The following is a 16,705-nucleotide window of genomic DNA, read 5'->3' on the forward strand; positions in this document are numbered from 1 at the left end:
GAGCAATCATTTCGATAATGCTCTATGGTCAAAGTTTGAATTGAGATGTGGCGTTTTTCAGTTCATCGGCAAAATCGACTAATCCCTCAGAAACATTGCGAACCTGCGACAGAATTTGCAATGTCTGTTCAAATGAAGCGTTCATATTGACGACGTTATCGACCACTTGAGAAGCAACCGAGGCTTGCTCTTCCGTTGCCGAGGCGATGTGAGTATTCATACTATTGATACTGACAATCTGCTGTTGAATTGATTTCAGAGCGCTCCCTGTATTTTGAGCATTGGTTTCATTTTCCGATGACTTCGACATCGCCACATTCATGGTATTGACCGAGGAAATGGCCGCCGTTTTAAGGTTTTGTAACACATGGCGAATTTCAGTGGTTGCATCGGCTGTTTTAGAGGCAAGGGCGCGGACCTCATCAGCGACTACGGCAAAGCCTCGTCCTTGCTCACCTGCGCGGGCGGCTTCGATGGCGGCATTAAGTGCCAACAGGTTGGTTTGCTCGGCAATAGAGGTAATCACATTTAAGATAGAAGTGACATTTTCAGTATCTCTGGCGAGCTCGTTGATTGAGTTAGAAGCCGCCTGAATTCCTGTATTTAATTGCTGTGAAATATCGATGGTACGCTGAACGACTGTCATACCTTGCATCGCTTCTTTCTCCGCGACCTGTGCTGCACTGGCGGCTTGGCGGGCATTTTGCGAGATTTCGATGACAGAGTGACGCATGTCTTCCATTGAGACTTGTACTGCGCTGGCATCATGGCTTTGCCGCTGGGTGGCATGCGTCGCATCTTCCATGCGCTGTTTCAGTGAGCGCGAGCTATCAAGTAAGGGATCGGTAACATTCACCACCCTTCGAATAGAATCTCCGAGCAAGCGAAGAAATCGATTGAAGTTACTTGATACTTGGCCGAGTTCATCACTACCAGATACTTTGAGCTGATGACTAAGATCGCCTTTTCCATCGGCCAGCTCACTCAGTGACTGGGCGACATTACGCGCAGATGAGCTGATAGCGCGTGCAATGGCAATAGTGACAATCAACATCACAATCAGCAAAGCGATGCCAATGGAGAGGGTGAGCCACAAACTTTGCGCAGATCTGTCGCCAGCTTCTTTTATCGATTGTTTAAATTCGAGTACTTTGCTTTGTTTGTAATCTTGTATTTCATTAAGTACAGCTTCATAGGCTTGGGATTTTTCTTGGCTGATCTGGCCAATGTTTGCCATATCAATCGTACCCGCCAACATGCCTTTAGCCAGCTTAATCGTCATGTCGTTATAGCGGGTTAACTTAGCGGATAGATTGCTGAGTTTATTGGCTTGTGAGGGATCGACACTATTTAATTGTTGTAGGTTTTTACGTAAAGATTCATACATAGTACCTGCATTAGTTAACAGGTCTTCGTCGGCAAAAGAAACCGATTGAGTATAAAGTTCATCGAGTCGTTGGATAAAAAACACGTTTTGATTGGCGAGTTCAACTCTTTGGTAAACTTGCTGCTCCATATAATTAAGTGTGGTGCGATTTTTATTTATGGAGATGACACTAATGCTTAAGTTTAAAGCGAAAATGATGACTGCTAAAATAAATATCGCGATAACTTTTTTAAAAATAGAAATATCATTAAAGAAATTCATCCCTTGCCCCCAAGTTGTGCCGAGCTTGAGCTCGGCACTCCAATCTAAAACTCGGCAATAACTTTTACCGAATCATTGGCCTCACTACTATCAATATAGCCAATAATATTGGGGTTCGATGCAACTAATTTTATCATCTCCGCCCCACTAGTGACTTCCTTGGGTGGCGTTCCTTTGCCTGTAAATACTTTTTGTGACCAATATGACTTAAGTTGGCTGGATGACTTGCCCAGCACTTTAGTATCAAAGGTTTCCCTTAATGGCATAGCACTGTCAAGATTGACCGGCACGGCCTGCGCTCCACCAGGAAAGGTCTTTGTTTTCCCTAGAAAAATATTTTCAATAACCTTTTGGTCGACAGTGTCTGCATTACTGGGATGAACGATGACAACCACACCAGCAAATAGTGGCATTGAGACTAAGCTGAGTAGGATTAAGCAAAGTAACTTATTCATTTCTCTCTCCTAAAATACTAAGTCAATGCCAAGACTGATGGATTTCGAATCCCCTGCGACTTTCATGCCTGGGCCACCATCATCTTTAACGTCATCATACTGAATTTTAAAGGCCGCCGAAGGATGGAAATCCCAACGTATACCTGCAGAACTTGTATGGTGAACTTCACCGCCTTCACCATCATTGAAGTCCGAATAGGAAATGTAAGGCATCACTGAATCGATACGATAGCCGAACGAGAGAAGATAAGTATCTAGATTACTCCCATCGAGATCTAAGCGGTTAAGCTCAGATAAAAAAAGGAAATTCTCATAATCTATATTAACGGATAGGCCATAAAACTTACCCGTACGTTGGTTGTTACCATTCCATTCCTGCTGAATACCACCAATATAACGTTCGTTAGTATATTGCATATGCGTGAGGCGAATATCTAACCAATCTTTGTTGAATTGAACAACAATACCGCCTATATCCTTCCATACTTCTCGGGTCTTTTCGAGGAAGAAAAAATCAGATAAAAGCTTATTAGGTTCGCTATCTTCGCTACCGTAATAAACTTGTCCAGACATAGTCCAGTCGCCAATTAAATAGTTATATAAGGCGCTGACACCTGTGTAGTTAAATATTTGCCATGTGTAGTTATCTGCGGGTGGACGTATCCAAGGATAAGCATATCCAACATCAAAAAAGTCACTGTAATAGTAGAGCGGTAAGCGTTTTTTACCTCCTTGTACTGTCCAATGATCATTGATCTCATAGGACAGATAAGCCCATTCAAAACTTGCCGAAAAGTCATCAGCCCCGCGGGAAACAACCTGTGCAGTGGCAGATAAACCTTCGAGTAAATCTGCTGAGAATTGAATACCAAATAAGGTATCGGGTTTGAAACTAATATCTTCATCATAGGCGCCAACGAGTGGATAATCGGCGAGAAAGGTGGGGCCTAAATCAAACTCTGCAACGCCCGATCCTTCGAGAACTTGACCAGCAACAACTGAGGCAAAACCTGAAATGTTGACTTCTGCATAAGCGGTAGAACTGAGCAAAAGTGAGCAAAGACCTAATGAAAGCTTATGTTTCATAAAAAAGCCCTTTAAGTGAGTATATTCGTTTTTAAGCCTAGAACAGGCACAAACATACGCAAACTTTTATTAAACATTTTTGCAACATGGTGGTCTGGCTCTCATTTTGAAAGATAAGTTTGATATTTTATGAGTAAAAAGCGTTAGGTAATTCGAGCTAACTTAAGTCAAAACTGTAAGTTCAATATTCTAAATTTGGAATGATTACTCAGCCATACCCATTAAACTGTTCAAGTGAGACTGTGATCTCCCTGAAAACTGTTTCGAAAATTTGCCAAAGAATATTATTGATTTTGCTAAATGAGAGACTCAAAGCTTGAGTGAAAAGTGGTGAGATAATTATCTTTATTAATAATATTAGCTAAGGCTAAATATGGTTATTATTTAGCCTTTAGATTATAAAAATAACGCAATGGATACTTTTTTATTAAACTAAAATTGGGCTTTTTGCATAAAAATGCTCTAAATCTATCATTGATTATGCTTGTTAAGTCAACGTCGATATTTATTCTATTTCGTGAGTATGCCAGCGCTGTAGTATATTTTCCTGAGTCTTTTTCTCCGATGTCGTGGTTTTATACTGTATGGTTAGCGGCTTGATTGCTGCACAGTGCTATAGCACTTATAATCTTGCTCTCTTATGTTGAGTTTCTCTTCTTTCTAAACATGATCCAATAAAAGGAATGTCCTAATGCAAAGACGCAATTTTTTAAAAAGTGCGGCTATTTTGTCGACTGCGGGTTTTATCACGCCAGTACTGGCATCTTCCTCTAAATCGAGTGTCGTTGAACATAGCTCAAGCGATGGACGCCGCCGTTTTACCTTAATCAATACTTACCATCTTATTGCCCCAGAAGGGTCTGAGGGTGTGGTTAAGTTGTGGATCCCTTTGCCCGAAGACACGCAATTCCAATTGGTGAGTCAGCTGAATTTTACGGGTAGTTTTAAAGACGCCTATATCAGCTCAAACAACAGTTATGGCGCCAAAACCCTGTTTGCGACTTGGCCCGATGCCAAAGCGAACATGACAATAACGGTTGAGCTTGATATTGAAACGATAGATTGGGAACCCGTTAAAAGCGGCGCCTTAACCCATTACCGCACCCCAGAGCAGATACATTATCCTGCAGATGTTGAACGTTATTTGCTGCCGACTAAACACATGCCGATTAATGGTATTGTGAAGCAAACAGCAGATAAGATCGTTGGCAGCGAGACTGAACCACTGAAGCAAGCACGACTGATTTATCTTTGGGTTAGCGCTAATATGTTTCGCGATAATAGCGTGATTGGCTGTGGTACGGGTGATGTAGCAAGTATCCTCGAAAGTGGCAAGTTAGGCGGTAAGTGTACCGATATTAACTCAGTATTTGTGGCGCTAATGCGCGCAGTGGGGATCCCTGCCCGTGAGATGTTTGGGATTCGCTTAGGTCAGGCGATCAAGATGGGCGAATACTCTAAAAAGGCCTTTGGTAGTGCCGATGACAAAGGGGTTGCCGATGTCAGTGGTGGTCAACATTGTCGCGCTATGTTCTATTTAGCGGGTTATGGTTGGTTGCCAGCCGATCCTGCTGATGTGACAAAAATGCGTTTGACGGAGAAAAAGGAACACAGCGATCCCGCAGTTCAGGCCGTGAATGATTACCTCTTTGGCAATTGGGAAATGAACTGGGTTGGCTTTAACTATGGCCGTGACTTTGATTTATTCCCTACAGCAGAACAGACACCACTGAATAATTTTGGCTACCCGTATGCCGAAGTTGATGGCGATCCCGTGAACTATTATGAGCCTAAAGTGTTTGCCTATGACTACCAGTCAACCGAACAACGCTAAGGGCCTCTTAGCGACTATGGCCGCCGCAGTGGTTGCTGCGGTTGCTTCAAGCCTTTGCTGTATTGCTCCGCTTATTTATTTGGTGTTCGGGGTGTCGGCCGCAAGTCTATCGGGGATTGAGCAACTTAGCTGGCTGCAAGTACCCATGTTGATACTGTCGTCTGGGCTGATTCTGATGGGATTTTGGCGGCTCTATTTTGCTAAAAAGCCACTGTGTACCGCGACGTTGAGTCGTACTCAGATGCTGTGGCTGTACTGGTTAACTGTACCTGTTGTGCTGGCATTTCAGTCATATCCTTTTGTATTACCTTGGTTATTAGAGGTGCTTGAATGAAGTTAGTGTTATTTCTCGCCTTAAGTATGTGTTCAGTGTCGAGCTGGGCGGCAAACGTGCTGGTCACCTTAGATGTTAAGGGCATGACTTGTCCGCTGTGTGTCACTGTCGTGAATGAAGCGCTGCGTAAAACCGATGGGGTGATTAAGGCCAAGGCTTCGTTAAAAACGGAGCAAGCTTTAGTGACAGTGCCAGAGGATTTTCATCTAGATAGTTTGCTTAAGGCCGTCGACGAAACTGGGTATAAGGGCAGTATTAATAAGGTAGAAAAACAATTTTAAGCGTCGGTGTCTTTAGTAACTAACTGAGCGACATTATAAAATATCAGTCTAGTTTTAAATGATTAGACTGATATTTCACCGAAAAAATACACTCTGTATCCCACCTGTTACTTCCTTCACTGCCTATTTTTTCCTTTGCGGGTCATTTCTTCGTTAACTGTAATACACCTCGGGCTCGATACGACGTTGCCGCTCTTCATTTTTCTCCGATGATTCTTTAATCAGATCCAATTTTTGCGCTTGAAGTAATTCTAGTTGCTTGGCTTTTTGTTCTTCAGATAAATTTTTATCGGCGGCAACCTTCGCCATTTCTTCATCTATCTTATCAATTTTATCCCTATCGACTCCTGTACGGTTATCTAAAATAGCCTGCATGGCTTTGTCCAACCTGTTGATGCTTTTGTCTGGTTCAGGCGTGCCTGCAATGGCTTGCACATTACCCGTGTAGCCTTGTTTGGCGTTAGGGGCCAGATGGCTATAGGTATCTGCAGTCGTTACCGATGCTGCAGAGGAGAGCGTTACAGTATCTTGGCTTATTGATGAAGTTAGATTCGCTGACGTCATTGAATTTGCACGAGTTCCTAGACCATTTGTGCTCGGCTCGACTTGCTTGAGTGGCACATTGGCATAACTTTTCGCAAAGGTATTGGTATAACTATTAGGGTTAATTGTGCTCATATCCGACTCCTTTATATATGAAACTGTCCCTTGGCCACCTGCGGTTTAAAATACTGAGTGGTTAACTAATGTTTCGGGCTTGACGTTTAAATATTATCTGATGACAACTTTGCAATTTCCCTAGCAAGCTATAGGCCAAGTTAGGTTTATTTGTGATTGGCGAGGAATCACAATAAAACGATACTTTCAAAAAATATTTATACAAAAACTTGATCTTTGTACAACTATGGTCCGTAATTAAAGACATAGTGATACAAGGAGTCGACTTATGTACAAGTTTAACCCGCAGCAAATTCAAATTGGGATCAGTGCTTGCTTATTAGGGGAGAAAGTTCGTTTTGATGGCGGACATAAAAATTCTACCTATTGTAATCAAGAGATTAAGCAGTTTTTCGATTATGTGCCTATCTGTCCTGAAATGGCGATTGGCTTAGGTGCACCCCGGAAAAGTATCCGACTAGTCCGTGATGGGGAAACCATCTTAGTTCAGAGTGGTGACGGTAGCTTAGATGTGACCGATAAGCTCAATGAATACAGCGAAAACAAGGTTGAAGAGCTCGATTTCCTCGGAGGATACTTACTTTGCGCTAAGTCGCCAACCTGCGGCATGGAGCGGGTAACAGAGTATAAAATTGGCACTAACAATGGTTCTAAGTCTGGCATTGGTGTATTTGCTCGCAAGTTGATGGAACGATATCCACTATTGCCCGTGGAAGAAGAAGGCCGCTTGCATGACATGGTGCTGCGGGAGAACTTTTTCACCCGCGTTTATGCCTATCACGATTGGCACCTGATGAAACATGAAGGGCTGACTAAGCATAAGTTAGTGAAGTTTCATTCCCGCTATAAATACCTATTAATGGCACACAGCCCGACATGGTATCGCGAGCTTGGTCCGATAGTGGCCAATATTGAGGATCTTGAGCAAAGCGCGACCCGCTACTTTGAAGGTTTTATGACGGCGCTGAAAATTAATGCGACCCGTAAAAATCATACTAGTACGCTGCAGCATATTCAGGGTTACTTTAAAAAGCATTTGAGCAAAGAGCAAAAGACAGAACTGTCTGAAGCGATTATGAAATATCGCCAAGGTCTATTGCCGTTATTAGTACCTATCACGCTCATTAACCATTATTTACGCGAATTTCCAACACCTTATATTGAAGAGCAAGTGTACTTAAACCCTCATCCTGAGGCGTTAAAGCTGCGCTATGCCTATTAACCTTTACCTAATCGCATTCAGTTGATTTTAGCTTTTGATTTAGTGAGTTATTACTGAAATATGAAACAAACTATAGAGAACACGGCCCACACAGAACCCAATGGTGAGATATTACTCCCCATCGGTGAAGTGTCGGCCTTAACGGGCGTGAATGCCGTGACCTTAAGGGCATGGCAGCGCCGTTTTGGCTTAGTGATCCCTGCACGTACACCCAAGGGACACAGATTATATACGAGTGAAAATATCCAAGAAATCCATGAGATTAATGCATGGCTAGCTAAAGGTGTTGCGATCAGTAAGGTTAAACCTTTGCTGATGAGTGCTGCTAAATCTTCGTTTACAGAAATAGTTCAAACTCAAGCCATTGATTTATGGTGCGAGCAAGTCACTGCGCTTAATACGGCATTATTCGACTTCAATCAGCACAAATTACAGCAGATTTTAGATGATGCATTTGGCTTATATCCTTTCCAATTGGTGAAAGAAAAGTTGCTACAACCTTGGCTTAATCAACTCGAGGACTTAGTGAATGAGCGGCTCGATGCTGAGTTGATTATTGCTTGGTTAAAGAGCGAGTTACTTAACCGAGTGGGTGGACGTCATGCCTTTAATGGACAGGCCGTGACGGCGAGAATCGCTCTGGTGAGTCTATCCCGTGGGGTACATACCTCGCTTAATTCCACCCGCACTAACATTTTGTTTTCTCTACTTCTATCGCTCGAGTTAGCGTCGTTGCGGGTATCAGTTATTGATCTTGGCGAGCAAGCCATGGGCAGTTTACCTTTGCTACGAGGCAGGCTTAACGTCGATGCACTTTTGCTTATTCCCGACTCAAATCATTCGGGTTCTGAACAGACTGAAATGCTGACTGTATTGGAACAAATGACTTTCCCATGCTGGTTTATGGGGCCTTTTGCGCCAACGTTAAGCTTTTTATCTGCTTTTTTGGCGTCTTCGACGACGGACTTGATTGGGAAAATACCATCTCGTTTAGCGGGGAAGGTGAATAGAAGTCGTAAGCACAGTGGAAAGATGAATACCGTGAATCAAAGCGAGCAGATAAATAGCGAGAAAAACAATGACATTAGCTAACGATTCAATGCCAATAGATTCAATTCCAATAAAAGTGCAGGGCAATAATGCACTGATGTGGTTTCGCCAAGATTTACGCCTTGCCGATAATCAGGCATTAACCGCCGCTTGCGATTGGGCGCGGGAGAATGGCGTGGCACTTAAGGCCATTTACATTGCTACGCCAGCTCAGTGGCAGCGCCATGACGTTGCGCCCATTCAGTTGGATTTTATCGAACGTCATATCAATTTACTTGCCCAAGGACTGGCGAGTCTTGGTATTGGATTCGAGTTAATTCAGTTAGATACCTTTGCTGATGTACCTGAGTTTATCGGTCACTATTGCCAGCAACAGGGGATTGGTCGAGTGTTTGCTGGTCGCGAGCCTGAGATTAACGAGCAACAGCGCGACCAAGCCTGTATTCAATCGGGGATTCCTCTGGTGTTAACCGATGAGCATTGTTTGCTTAAGCCGGGCACTGTGCTGAATTTGTCCGGCGACATGTACAAGGTTTTCACTCCTTTTAGCCGTAAGTGGCGAGAAATTGCCGCCCGCCATGCCATTTTGCCGCTTCCTGTTCCGGCGCCACTTGGACCTGTGTTGGCCGAGCCAAAGCCGCTTTTGTTTAACAATGTCACTAAAGTTTCGAGTGAACTTTGGGCTGCGGGAGAAGGGCAGGCAAAGCGTTTGCTCTGCGCATTTATTCAGCTGAAAGTGCAGGATTATAAGCAAGATAGGGATTTCCCCGCCATTGATGGCACTAGTTCAATTTCACCCTATCTGGCCATTGGTGTGGTGAGCCCAAGACAATGCGTTGCCGCGCTGCTGCATCAATTCCCTGAGGTGATTGTCGACGACACTAGCCCTGCTCGTACTTGGTTAAATGAGCTTACTTGGCGTGAGTTTTACCGTCATTTGCTGGTGGCATTTCCTGATTTATCTAAGAATCACAATTTCAATCGTCAAGCCGACCATGTGCAGTGGCGTAATAACCCGCAGGAGTTTGCTGCTTGGTGTGAAGGTCGTACTGGCTATCCGATTGTGGATGCGGCTATGCGCCAACTCAATCAAACGGGTTGGATGCACAATCGGCTGCGTATGGTGGTGGCGAGTTTCCTGACTAAACATCTGCTGATTGACTGGCGCTGGGGCGAGCGCTATTTCCGCCAAAAACTGATTGATGGTGACTTAGCCGCGAATAATGGCGGCTGGCAGTGGTCTGCGGGTTGTGGCTGCGATGCTCAGCCTTATTTCCGTATTTTTAATCCAATAAGCCAGAGTGAAAAATTTGATCCAGATGGCAGCTTTATCCGTAAGTATTTACCAGAGCTCGCATCTTGGGGAATTAAGCAATTACATCAACCGAGTACAGCGCAGACACCGTCCTTGTTTGAACAGCCGTTATTCAACACTAAAACGGCTTATCCAAGTGCGATTGTCGAGCACAGTGCAGCAAGAGCAAGGGCATTAACCGTATTAGGCGTATTGAAAAAGGCCGCGGCCCAATAAATAGGATCAGGAGCAATAACAAGATGATAAACCAAGCGACGACTGAGACTAATACGCTTGTTGATGATTTTATTCAGCTTTATCAAGCTTTAAATAAAGATAACTTGCATCTGTTAGGTCGGGTTTACGACGACAGTATTAGTTTTACCGATCCTATGCATCAAATCACAGGGCTAGCGGCGTTAACTCAGTACTTCGCGAAGTTATATAAGAATGTTAAGCATATTCATTTTGAGATCAAAGAAGTGCAGCAGGATGCGAATCAAGCCGCGCTGTTTTGGCAGATGCAATATTGCCACCCTAAGTTGAATAAAGGCGGACTTATCCGTGTTGATGGCATGAGCCAACTTAAATTTAACGACAAGATTTATTTTCACAGGGATTACTTCGACTTAGGGCAAATGTTGTATGAGCATTTACCTTGCATGGGCGGGCTTATCCGCTTGCTTAAAGACAGGGCGGCTAAGTAATGGACGCTGTTAAGCCGATGAAAATAAATACAGTGCTGATTACAGGTGCAAGCTCAGGCATTGGGCTGCAACTGGCGCAGGATTATTTGTCCCTAGGTTGGCATGTCATTGCCTGTGGCCGCTCGCAGCAAAGGTTAGAGGCTTTAGCCTTGAATGAACTAGTCGGTGCTACGTTGTTTATCTTCGATATATCCCAGCGCGACCAAGTTCAACAAGCTGGCCAAAATGTAGCTGAGCTATTGGCGAAAACAGATTCTCAGCTCGATTTGGTCATTTTGAATGCGGGCAGTTGTGAATATATTGATGATGCTAAGGCTTTCGATGATGTGTTGTTTGAGCGCGTTATCCATACCAATCTAATTGCAATGGGATATTGCCTCGGGGCATTTTTACCTTTAATGCCTAGGGGTTCACGTATTGGCTTAATGAGCTCCAGCGCTATTTACTTACCTTTCCCTCGCGCTGAAGCCTACGGCGCCTCTAAAGCTGGCGTGCAGTATCTAGCTTCGAGTCTCTCGCTTGATCTTGCCAAGAATGACATAGGTGTGAGCTTGATTTGCCCTGGTTTTGTGGCGACGCCACTGACCGCAAAAAATGATTTTTCTATGCCAATGCAAGTGAGTGTGCAAACCGCTTCTAAGGCAATCCGCAATGGGCTTAAAGGTGGCAAGCGCGAGATCCATTTTCCGCGACGCTTTACTTATCTATTGAAATTGATGTCGTTTTTACCTGCCTTTGTGTGGCAAAAAATGATTGCAAACGATACTCAAGCCAAGCCGCTAAAGGACAAGAGTTTATGAAAAATATCGCCATTGTCGGCACCGGCATTTCTGGATTAACCTGCGGCCATCTATTAAGCGAGTCGCACAAGGTCACAGTGTTTGAGGCCAATGACTATATCGGCGGCCACACGGCGACAGTCGATGTGGAGCATCAAGGGCAAACCTACGCTATAGACACAGGTTTCATCGTGTTTAATGACAGAACCTATCCACGATTTGAACGTTTATTAGCTCGCCTTAATGTCACCATATTACCGACTGAGATGAGTTTTAGCGTGCACAATGCTCTGACTGGGCTTGAATACAACGGCCACAATTTAGGCAGTTTGTTTGCCCAAAAGCGTAACCTCCTGAATCCACGCTTTTGGGCCTTTTTAAAAGAAATTTTGCGCTTCAATAAAGGCTGTAAGGCACTCTATCAACAGGATATTTATCCCGAAGGTAACTTAGGTGATTATTTAGACAATGAACACTTCTCACCATTTTTCGCTGAGCATTACATTTTGCCCATGGGCGCGGCGATTTGGTCTTCGAGCATAGAAGATATGCGCGCGTTTTCGTTGAAGTTTTTTATTCGTTTCTTCCAGCACCATGGTTTATTGAATGTCAGTGATAGACCTCAGTGGTATGTGCTAAAGGGGGGCTCGCGTAGCTATATTCCTGATCTTATTGCGCCCTTTAAAGACAATATCCGCCTTAACTCACCCGTGACAGGTATTGAACGCCATGGCAATGGGGTGAAGTTACAAGTTCACGGTGAATGGTTGGAATTTGATGAGGTGATTTTAGCCTGTCATAGCGACCAAGCTCTGCGGATGTTAAACGATCCTACGCCAACAGAACGCGCCATTTTAGGCGACCTCAGCTACCAGAATAACGATGTGGTGCTGCATATGGATACGCGTATTTTACCGAAGCGAAAAGCCGCTTGGGCGAGTTGGAACTATCGATTAGATGGTAACCTAAAACGTCCAGCGTCAGTGACTTACAACATGAACATACTGCAACAGTTGCCAGCCAATGCGCCGACCTTTTGTGTCACCTTGAATCAGTCAGAGTTGATTGATGAGGCGAAAGTGATACGCCGCTTCAATTATGCCCACCCAGTGTTTAACGAAGCCAGTCTTAAGGCTCAGGGTCGCCGTGAGGAAATATCCGGGCAAAATCATACCCATTTTGCTGGCGCCTATTGGCACAATGGTTTCCATGAAGATGGCGTTCGCAGTGCACTTGATGTGTGTGCCCATTTTGGTGTCAGCCTATGACAGAGCTCAATAGCGGTATTTATTACGGCACTGTATCCCATAGCCGTTTTACACCGATTAAACATAGCTTTAGTTATGCCATGGCGCTGTTGGCGATTGATTTAGATGAAGTCGATAAGATCAGTGCCATGGGGCGAGTTTTTGCCAGCCAGCATCGCGCTTTATTAAGATTCAATCCTAAAGACTATTTAACTTCTTTTACGACTAAATCCAATGACAGCGGTGAAGTGGCTGTTGTCGATCCGAGCGCAGCTGCACTCAAGAGTCGCGTATTGACTCAAGTGGCTGCGTTAGGCGCAGATAAACTGTGCGATCGAGTTTTGTTTGTGGGTCAGATCCGCCATTTTGGCGTGTATTTTAGCCCAGTAAATTTCTACTTTTGTTATCAGGATCAAACGCCTTTATACATGTTGGCCGAGGTGAGTAACACGCCTTGGGATCAGCGCCATTGCTATTTAGTCGATTTAGCCGCGCCCAAACCTTCTGACAAAGTGTTTCACGTGTCTCCCTTTATGACTCTCGATATGCGTTATCTCTGGCATGTGTCTGCGCCGAGTGAAGACTTAAACATCGGTATTGAAAACAAGTCGATGCAAGAGAATGGCAAAAAACTGTTTAATGCCAATTTAGTGATGAAACGCCAACCGATCACGGCGGCCAATTTACGGACGCTTTTGTTTCGCTTCCCTTTTATGACTCTCAAGATCTTCTTCGGGATTTATTGGCAAGCGCTAAAACTCTTTTTTAAACGTGTGCCCTTTGTGCCGCATCCAGCTCAGATGGAGAAATAACATGGAAAATACGGCTTCGCAAACCTCAGTCACCACAGGGAAACTGCCCGACAGTATTGCGCGTAAAGTCTTGCTTAAGGCGCTGGAAAGTCTCCCACATGGCTGCTTGACCTTGGTTGAGGGCGACAAGAGTTATCGTTTTGGTGAGAGTCATACCGATTTATACGCCACGCTTGTGGTTAAACACCCGAGTTTTTATCGTCAAATCATGCTTTCAGGCTCCATTGGCGCGGGTGAAGGTTATATTCAAGGCCATTGGACGAGCCCAGATCTCACCAAAGTCGTACAACTGTTTGCCCGTAATTTAGCCTTACTCGATAAGATTGAAGCCAAATTCTCTTGGTTAACTGGCACGATAAACCGTGTGAAGCATGTGCTGAATCGCAATTCTCAAGAGGGCTCAAAGCGCAATATTCTCGCCCACTATGATTTGGGTAATGCTATGTATGAGCAATTCCTCGACCGTGAAATGTTGTATTCGAGTGCGCTTTATCCCCATGAGGAAGCCAGTTTGCAGGAAGCGCAGTTGTTTAAGCTGATGACTATTTGTGAACGACTCGATTTACAGCCAGGTCAAACCTTGCTTGAGATTGGTACTGGCTGGGGCGCGCTGGCTATTTATGCGGCTAAGCATTATGGCGTGCACGTGACAACAACAACGATTTCAGATGCGCAATATGCCTATACCAAAGCCCGTGTCGAACGCGAAGGGCTAAGCGATAAAGTGACGCTGCTGACAGAGGACTATCGCAATCTCACTGGGGAATACGACAGGGTTGTTTCTATCGAGATGATTGAAGCGGTAGGGCATGAGTATTTGCCAGGCTTCTTTAAAAAGCTGGAATCATTATTAAAACCCAATGGGCGCATGCTGCTACAGGCGATAACGATTGCCGATCAACGTTACGACAGTTATCGCAAAAGTGTGGATTTTATTCAGCGTTATATTTTCCCCGGTGGCTGCTTACCCTCAGTGAGCCAAATGGTCAGTCACATTGCCAAACAGACGGACATGGTGGTTTGGTCGCTCAATGATATGGGGCTCGATTACGCTAAAACCTTAAAACATTGGCATGAGAATTTTGATAATGCGATAGGCGAAATCCAAGCTTTAGGTTATGGCGATGATTTTATTCGGATGTGGAAATTTTACCTAAGTTATTGTGAAGGTGGATTTTTAGAACGTACCACAAGCACTGTGCATTTAGTGGCTGTGCGTCCGGACTATCGCATTGCTAGCCATAATCTCCCAAGCCATAGCCCTAATGCGATGTAATCTGTTTTGATTAAGCAGTCACTTTAGTGGAAATAACCATTTTCGTTGGAATGAGCCGCTTTGTTTGCAGCAAGATAAAAGTGAGGCAAAGATGAAGTCCATGTTAGCTAACTCTCGGGTTCCTTTTAAACATCAGGGCTTTATTCTCTATAACGCCTTGAGTTTTCAGGCTGTGTGGTGGTCTAGCGTACTTTGGCTTAACACCTCACTGTTGTTAACTATCCCTTTGTTATTATTTCACTTTATCCTGCTATCTTCCTTAAGTAAGCCCGAGTATCGCAAAGTGGATTTGTTATTGATGCTAAAGGTTGCAGCCTTAGGAATAGGCGTAGATACCGTACTCTCTGTTTTAGGGGTGTTTGAGTTTGCTCTTTTCCCTTGGTGGCTTTGTTGCCTGTGGCTGCATTTTGCTTTGACTCTGAATCATAGTTTGGCCTTTATGCGACCTTTACCGCTGATATTTCAGGCGTTACTCGGGGGCATATTTGGTGGGTTAAGCTATTTGACTGGCGCACAATTTAATGCTGTGAGTTTGCCCTATGGCAATGTTATTTCTGCTGTGGTGTTATTTTTGGTTTGGCTAGTCTTACTGCCATTTTTAATCCAACTTGCTAATCCCTATGGATTTAATCGAAGCACTAAAGCGCGTTCTTTTACTGTGTTTGGGCGTTAATTATTGAGTTGTAAAAATTGATCGCGGTTAAGTCATTATGCCGTTTTTAGTTAAGTACCTGTTGTAAGACATCATGCAGTAAAAGGGGGATCCCATGTCGTCAGTTCGTAATCGTAGCCCAAATCTTGGTTTTTCATTTTTGAATTCAAGCTGCTTAAGTCTATTGGCCCTCAGTTTATTGGCCGCACCTTTAAAAGCGTTAGAGGCGAAAACGCCTGATTTTGAAAACATTACTATCGAGCTGAATGATGCCGCCGATGTGACGCAGACTTTTCAGGAAGTAGGGCGCGGAGAAATGGATTGGCTGTGGTTTAGTTTGTATAAGGCGAGACTGCTGACGGTAAATGGCCGTTATCAACAGGGGCAATATCCTCTGCTGTTAGATATTGAATATTATCGAGATATTGAGTCAGAGGATTTGCTCGAAGCGACAAAAGATCAATGGCAGCATCTAGCGTTTGCCGAAAATGATATCCAGCGTTGGCTGAGTTTATTAACTGCCACTTGGCCAGATGTGAAGCAGGGCGACCATTTAAGTTTTAAGGTTATGGATGGGCAAACGAGTCAGTTTTTCTTTAATCATCAACCACTCGATATTATCCACGATGCTAATTTTGCTGAGGCATTTTTAGCGATTTGGTTATCGAAAGACACTAGCCGTCCGAGTTTACGGGCGCAATTACTCGGAGAAATACCATGCGATTGTTAACACGACTTATCGGTCAAAAGTTATTGTTAGGCCTAATAATGATAGGGCTGTTGTCGAGTTGTTCATCGGTGGAAGTGACGGATTATAAAGATACTCATCCGACATTGGTTTTGGAGTCATTTTTTAATGGGCCATTAAAAGCCTCTGGGGTCGTACAAGATTTTAGTGGCAAAGTAATCCGCAAATTCAATGTCATTATGGAAGCCAGTTGGCAGGGAAGTAAGGGAGTCATTAATGAATGGTTTGTGTATGATGATGGTGAAACTCAAACTCGTGTGTGGCGCATCAAGGCACTAGGGGAAGGGCGATACTCAGGAACTGCAGGTGACATTATCGGGACTGCCGATGGCCAATCTAACGGCAGTGCGCTACGTTGGAAATACGATATGTTATTGCCTGTGGATGGTGAAGAATATCAAGTTCATTTCGACGATTGGATGTTCTTAGTGAATGATAATACCATTATAAATCAGAGTGATATTATTAAGTTTGGCATCACAGTTGCTAAAGTCACTTTAGTTATTCAAAAATAGTCTCAGCAATTTTTAGTTAAGTTGGCTTACCCCAGCTTGTCTTGGATTAACTCTGTTGATTAAGACTTAAATTGGCTTAAACAGTAT

At 44.0% G+C, this 16,705-nt stretch carries 18 protein-coding genes; 14 read left to right on the forward strand and 4 right to left on the reverse strand.

Annotated features, from left to right (window positions below):
• Positions 1 to 28: 28 nt before the first annotated feature.
• From KO537_RS04135 to KO537_RS04145, 3 genes are read right to left on the reverse strand one after another with little or no spacing between them, the layout of a single operon-like run.
• A complete protein-coding gene (locus KO537_RS04135) occupies positions 29 to 1,648 on the reverse strand; it encodes a methyl-accepting chemotaxis protein (RefSeq protein WP_173497568.1) in 1,620 nt (539 codons plus the stop codon).
• A gap of 44 nt (positions 1,649 to 1,692) precedes the next feature.
• Complete coding sequence (locus KO537_RS04140) at positions 1,693 to 2,103, reverse strand: phosphate ABC transporter substrate-binding protein (protein ID WP_105251847.1); 411 nt, start codon at positions 2,101 to 2,103, stop codon at positions 1,693 to 1,695.
• Positions 2,104 to 2,112: 9 nt separating this feature from the next.
• Positions 2,113 to 3,189: a porin gene (locus KO537_RS04145; protein ID WP_105251848.1), complete on the reverse strand. Its 1,077-nt coding sequence runs from the start codon at positions 3,187 to 3,189 to the stop codon at positions 2,113 to 2,115.
• Between the two features lie 691 nt (positions 3,190 to 3,880).
• Here KO537_RS04145 and KO537_RS04150 point away from each other — a divergent pair.
• Genes KO537_RS04150 through KO537_RS04160 form a run of 3 tightly spaced genes read left to right on the forward strand, consistent with a single transcriptional unit; the run spans position 3,881 to position 5,638 of the window.
• Positions 3,881 to 5,023: a transglutaminase domain-containing protein gene (locus KO537_RS04150; RefSeq protein ID WP_219233917.1), complete on the forward strand. Its 1,143-nt coding sequence runs from the start codon at positions 3,881 to 3,883 to the stop codon at positions 5,021 to 5,023.
• Positions 5,024 to 5,039: 16 nt separating this feature from the next.
• Positions 5,040 to 5,357, forward strand: coding sequence for a hypothetical protein (locus tag KO537_RS04155; RefSeq protein ID WP_309247085.1), 318 nt, complete (start codon positions 5,040 to 5,042; stop codon positions 5,355 to 5,357).
• On the forward strand, positions 5,354 to 5,638 hold the full coding sequence (locus tag KO537_RS04160; RefSeq protein ID WP_219233918.1) for a heavy-metal-associated domain-containing protein: 285 nt from the start codon (positions 5,354 to 5,356) through the stop codon (positions 5,636 to 5,638). Before KO537_RS04155 ends, KO537_RS04160 begins: the two co-directional genes overlap by 4 nt.
• A gap of 153 nt (positions 5,639 to 5,791) precedes the next feature.
• On the opposite strand, the gene KO537_RS04165 is transcribed toward KO537_RS04160, so the two are convergent.
• Positions 5,792 to 6,316, reverse strand: coding sequence for a hypothetical protein (locus KO537_RS04165; RefSeq protein ID WP_219233919.1), 525 nt, complete (start codon positions 6,314 to 6,316; stop codon positions 5,792 to 5,794).
• 268 nt (positions 6,317 to 6,584) lie between these two features.
• Between KO537_RS04165 and KO537_RS04170 the strand changes: the two genes are divergently transcribed.
• From KO537_RS04170 to KO537_RS04220, 11 genes are all read left to right on the forward strand, one after another.
• On the forward strand, positions 6,585 to 7,538 hold the full coding sequence (locus KO537_RS04170; protein ID WP_219233920.1) for a DUF523 and DUF1722 domain-containing protein: 954 nt from the start codon (positions 6,585 to 6,587) through the stop codon (positions 7,536 to 7,538).
• Positions 7,539 to 7,598: 60 nt separating this feature from the next.
• A complete protein-coding gene (locus KO537_RS04175) occupies positions 7,599 to 8,630 on the forward strand; it encodes a MerR family transcriptional regulator (protein ID WP_219233921.1) in 1,032 nt (343 codons plus the stop codon).
• Positions 8,617 to 10,119 (forward strand): deoxyribodipyrimidine photo-lyase, encoded by a 1,503-nt coding sequence (phrB, locus tag KO537_RS04180; protein WP_219233922.1) that lies wholly within the window; start codon positions 8,617 to 8,619, stop codon positions 10,117 to 10,119. Before KO537_RS04175 ends, phrB begins: the two co-directional genes overlap by 14 nt.
• 23 nt (positions 10,120 to 10,142) lie before the next feature.
• Complete coding sequence (locus KO537_RS04185) at positions 10,143 to 10,589, forward strand: nuclear transport factor 2 family protein (protein WP_219233923.1); 447 nt, start codon at positions 10,143 to 10,145, stop codon at positions 10,587 to 10,589.
• On the forward strand, positions 10,589 to 11,389 hold the full coding sequence (locus KO537_RS04190) for an SDR family NAD(P)-dependent oxidoreductase (protein ID WP_219233924.1): 801 nt from the start codon (positions 10,589 to 10,591) through the stop codon (positions 11,387 to 11,389). Before KO537_RS04185 ends, KO537_RS04190 begins: the two co-directional genes overlap by 1 nt.
• The gene (locus tag KO537_RS04195; protein ID WP_219233925.1) at positions 11,386 to 12,636 is read left to right on the forward strand and encodes an FAD-dependent oxidoreductase; all 1,251 of its coding nucleotides are present in this window, start codon (positions 11,386 to 11,388) and stop codon (positions 12,634 to 12,636) included. Before KO537_RS04190 ends, KO537_RS04195 begins: the two co-directional genes overlap by 4 nt.
• Positions 12,633 to 13,427, forward strand: coding sequence for a DUF1365 domain-containing protein (locus KO537_RS04200; protein WP_219233926.1), 795 nt, complete (start codon positions 12,633 to 12,635; stop codon positions 13,425 to 13,427). The genes KO537_RS04195 and KO537_RS04200 overlap by 4 nt, the downstream gene beginning before the upstream one ends.
• A gap of 1 nt (position 13,428) precedes the next feature.
• Positions 13,429 to 14,703 (forward strand): cyclopropane-fatty-acyl-phospholipid synthase family protein, encoded by a 1,275-nt coding sequence (locus tag KO537_RS04205; protein ID WP_219233927.1) that lies wholly within the window; start codon positions 13,429 to 13,431, stop codon positions 14,701 to 14,703.
• A 91-nt stretch (positions 14,704 to 14,794) separates the two neighbouring features.
• Entirely contained in the window at positions 14,795 to 15,376 is a 582-nt protein-coding gene (locus KO537_RS04210) for a DUF2878 domain-containing protein (protein ID WP_219233928.1), read from the forward strand.
• A gap of 94 nt (positions 15,377 to 15,470) precedes the next feature.
• Entirely contained in the window at positions 15,471 to 16,085 is a 615-nt protein-coding gene (locus tag KO537_RS04215; protein ID WP_219233929.1) for a chalcone isomerase family protein, read from the forward strand.
• Entirely contained in the window at positions 16,073 to 16,618 is a 546-nt protein-coding gene (locus tag KO537_RS04220) for a DUF3833 domain-containing protein (RefSeq protein WP_219233930.1), read from the forward strand. Before KO537_RS04215 ends, KO537_RS04220 begins: the two co-directional genes overlap by 13 nt.
• Positions 16,619 to 16,705 lie beyond the last annotated feature (87 nt).

The sequence above is a fragment of the Shewanella sp. NKUCC01_JLK genome (assembly GCF_019345615.1).
In the GTDB taxonomy this organism is placed as follows: Bacteria; Pseudomonadota; Gammaproteobacteria; order Enterobacterales; family Shewanellaceae; genus Shewanella; species Shewanella oncorhynchi.

Bases quoted from the DNA above. Each gene is read 5' to 3' on its own strand.
- KO537_RS04135 (WP_173497568.1), bottom strand. From the start codon at position 1,648: ATGAATTTCTTTAATGATATTTCTATTTTTAAAAAAGTTATCGCGATA.
- KO537_RS04140 (WP_105251847.1), bottom strand. From the start codon at position 2,103: ATGAATAAGTTACTTTGCTTAATCCTACTCAGCTTAGTCTCAATGCCA.
- KO537_RS04145 (WP_105251848.1), bottom strand. From the start codon at position 3,189: ATGAAACATAAGCTTTCATTAGGTCTTTGCTCACTTTTGCTCAGTTCT.
- KO537_RS04150 (WP_219233917.1), top strand. From the start codon at position 3,881: ATGCAAAGACGCAATTTTTTAAAAAGTGCGGCTATTTTGTCGACTGCG.
- KO537_RS04155 (WP_309247085.1), top strand. From the start codon at position 5,040: ATGGCCGCCGCAGTGGTTGCTGCGGTTGCTTCAAGCCTTTGCTGTATT.
- KO537_RS04160 (WP_219233918.1), top strand. From the start codon at position 5,354: ATGAAGTTAGTGTTATTTCTCGCCTTAAGTATGTGTTCAGTGTCGAGC.
- KO537_RS04165 (WP_219233919.1), bottom strand. From the start codon at position 6,316: ATGAGCACAATTAACCCTAATAGTTATACCAATACCTTTGCGAAAAGT.
- KO537_RS04170 (WP_219233920.1), top strand. From the start codon at position 6,585: ATGTACAAGTTTAACCCGCAGCAAATTCAAATTGGGATCAGTGCTTGC.
- KO537_RS04175 (WP_219233921.1), top strand. From the start codon at position 7,599: ATGAAACAAACTATAGAGAACACGGCCCACACAGAACCCAATGGTGAG.
- phrB (WP_219233922.1), top strand. From the start codon at position 8,617: ATGACATTAGCTAACGATTCAATGCCAATAGATTCAATTCCAATAAAA.
- KO537_RS04185 (WP_219233923.1), top strand. From the start codon at position 10,143: ATGATAAACCAAGCGACGACTGAGACTAATACGCTTGTTGATGATTTT.
- KO537_RS04190 (WP_219233924.1), top strand. From the start codon at position 10,589: ATGGACGCTGTTAAGCCGATGAAAATAAATACAGTGCTGATTACAGGT.
- KO537_RS04195 (WP_219233925.1), top strand. From the start codon at position 11,386: ATGAAAAATATCGCCATTGTCGGCACCGGCATTTCTGGATTAACCTGC.
- KO537_RS04200 (WP_219233926.1), top strand. From the start codon at position 12,633: ATGACAGAGCTCAATAGCGGTATTTATTACGGCACTGTATCCCATAGC.
- KO537_RS04205 (WP_219233927.1), top strand. From the start codon at position 13,429: ATGGAAAATACGGCTTCGCAAACCTCAGTCACCACAGGGAAACTGCCC.
- KO537_RS04210 (WP_219233928.1), top strand. From the start codon at position 14,795: ATGAAGTCCATGTTAGCTAACTCTCGGGTTCCTTTTAAACATCAGGGC.
- KO537_RS04215 (WP_219233929.1), top strand. From the start codon at position 15,471: ATGTCGTCAGTTCGTAATCGTAGCCCAAATCTTGGTTTTTCATTTTTG.
- KO537_RS04220 (WP_219233930.1), top strand. From the start codon at position 16,073: ATGCGATTGTTAACACGACTTATCGGTCAAAAGTTATTGTTAGGCCTA.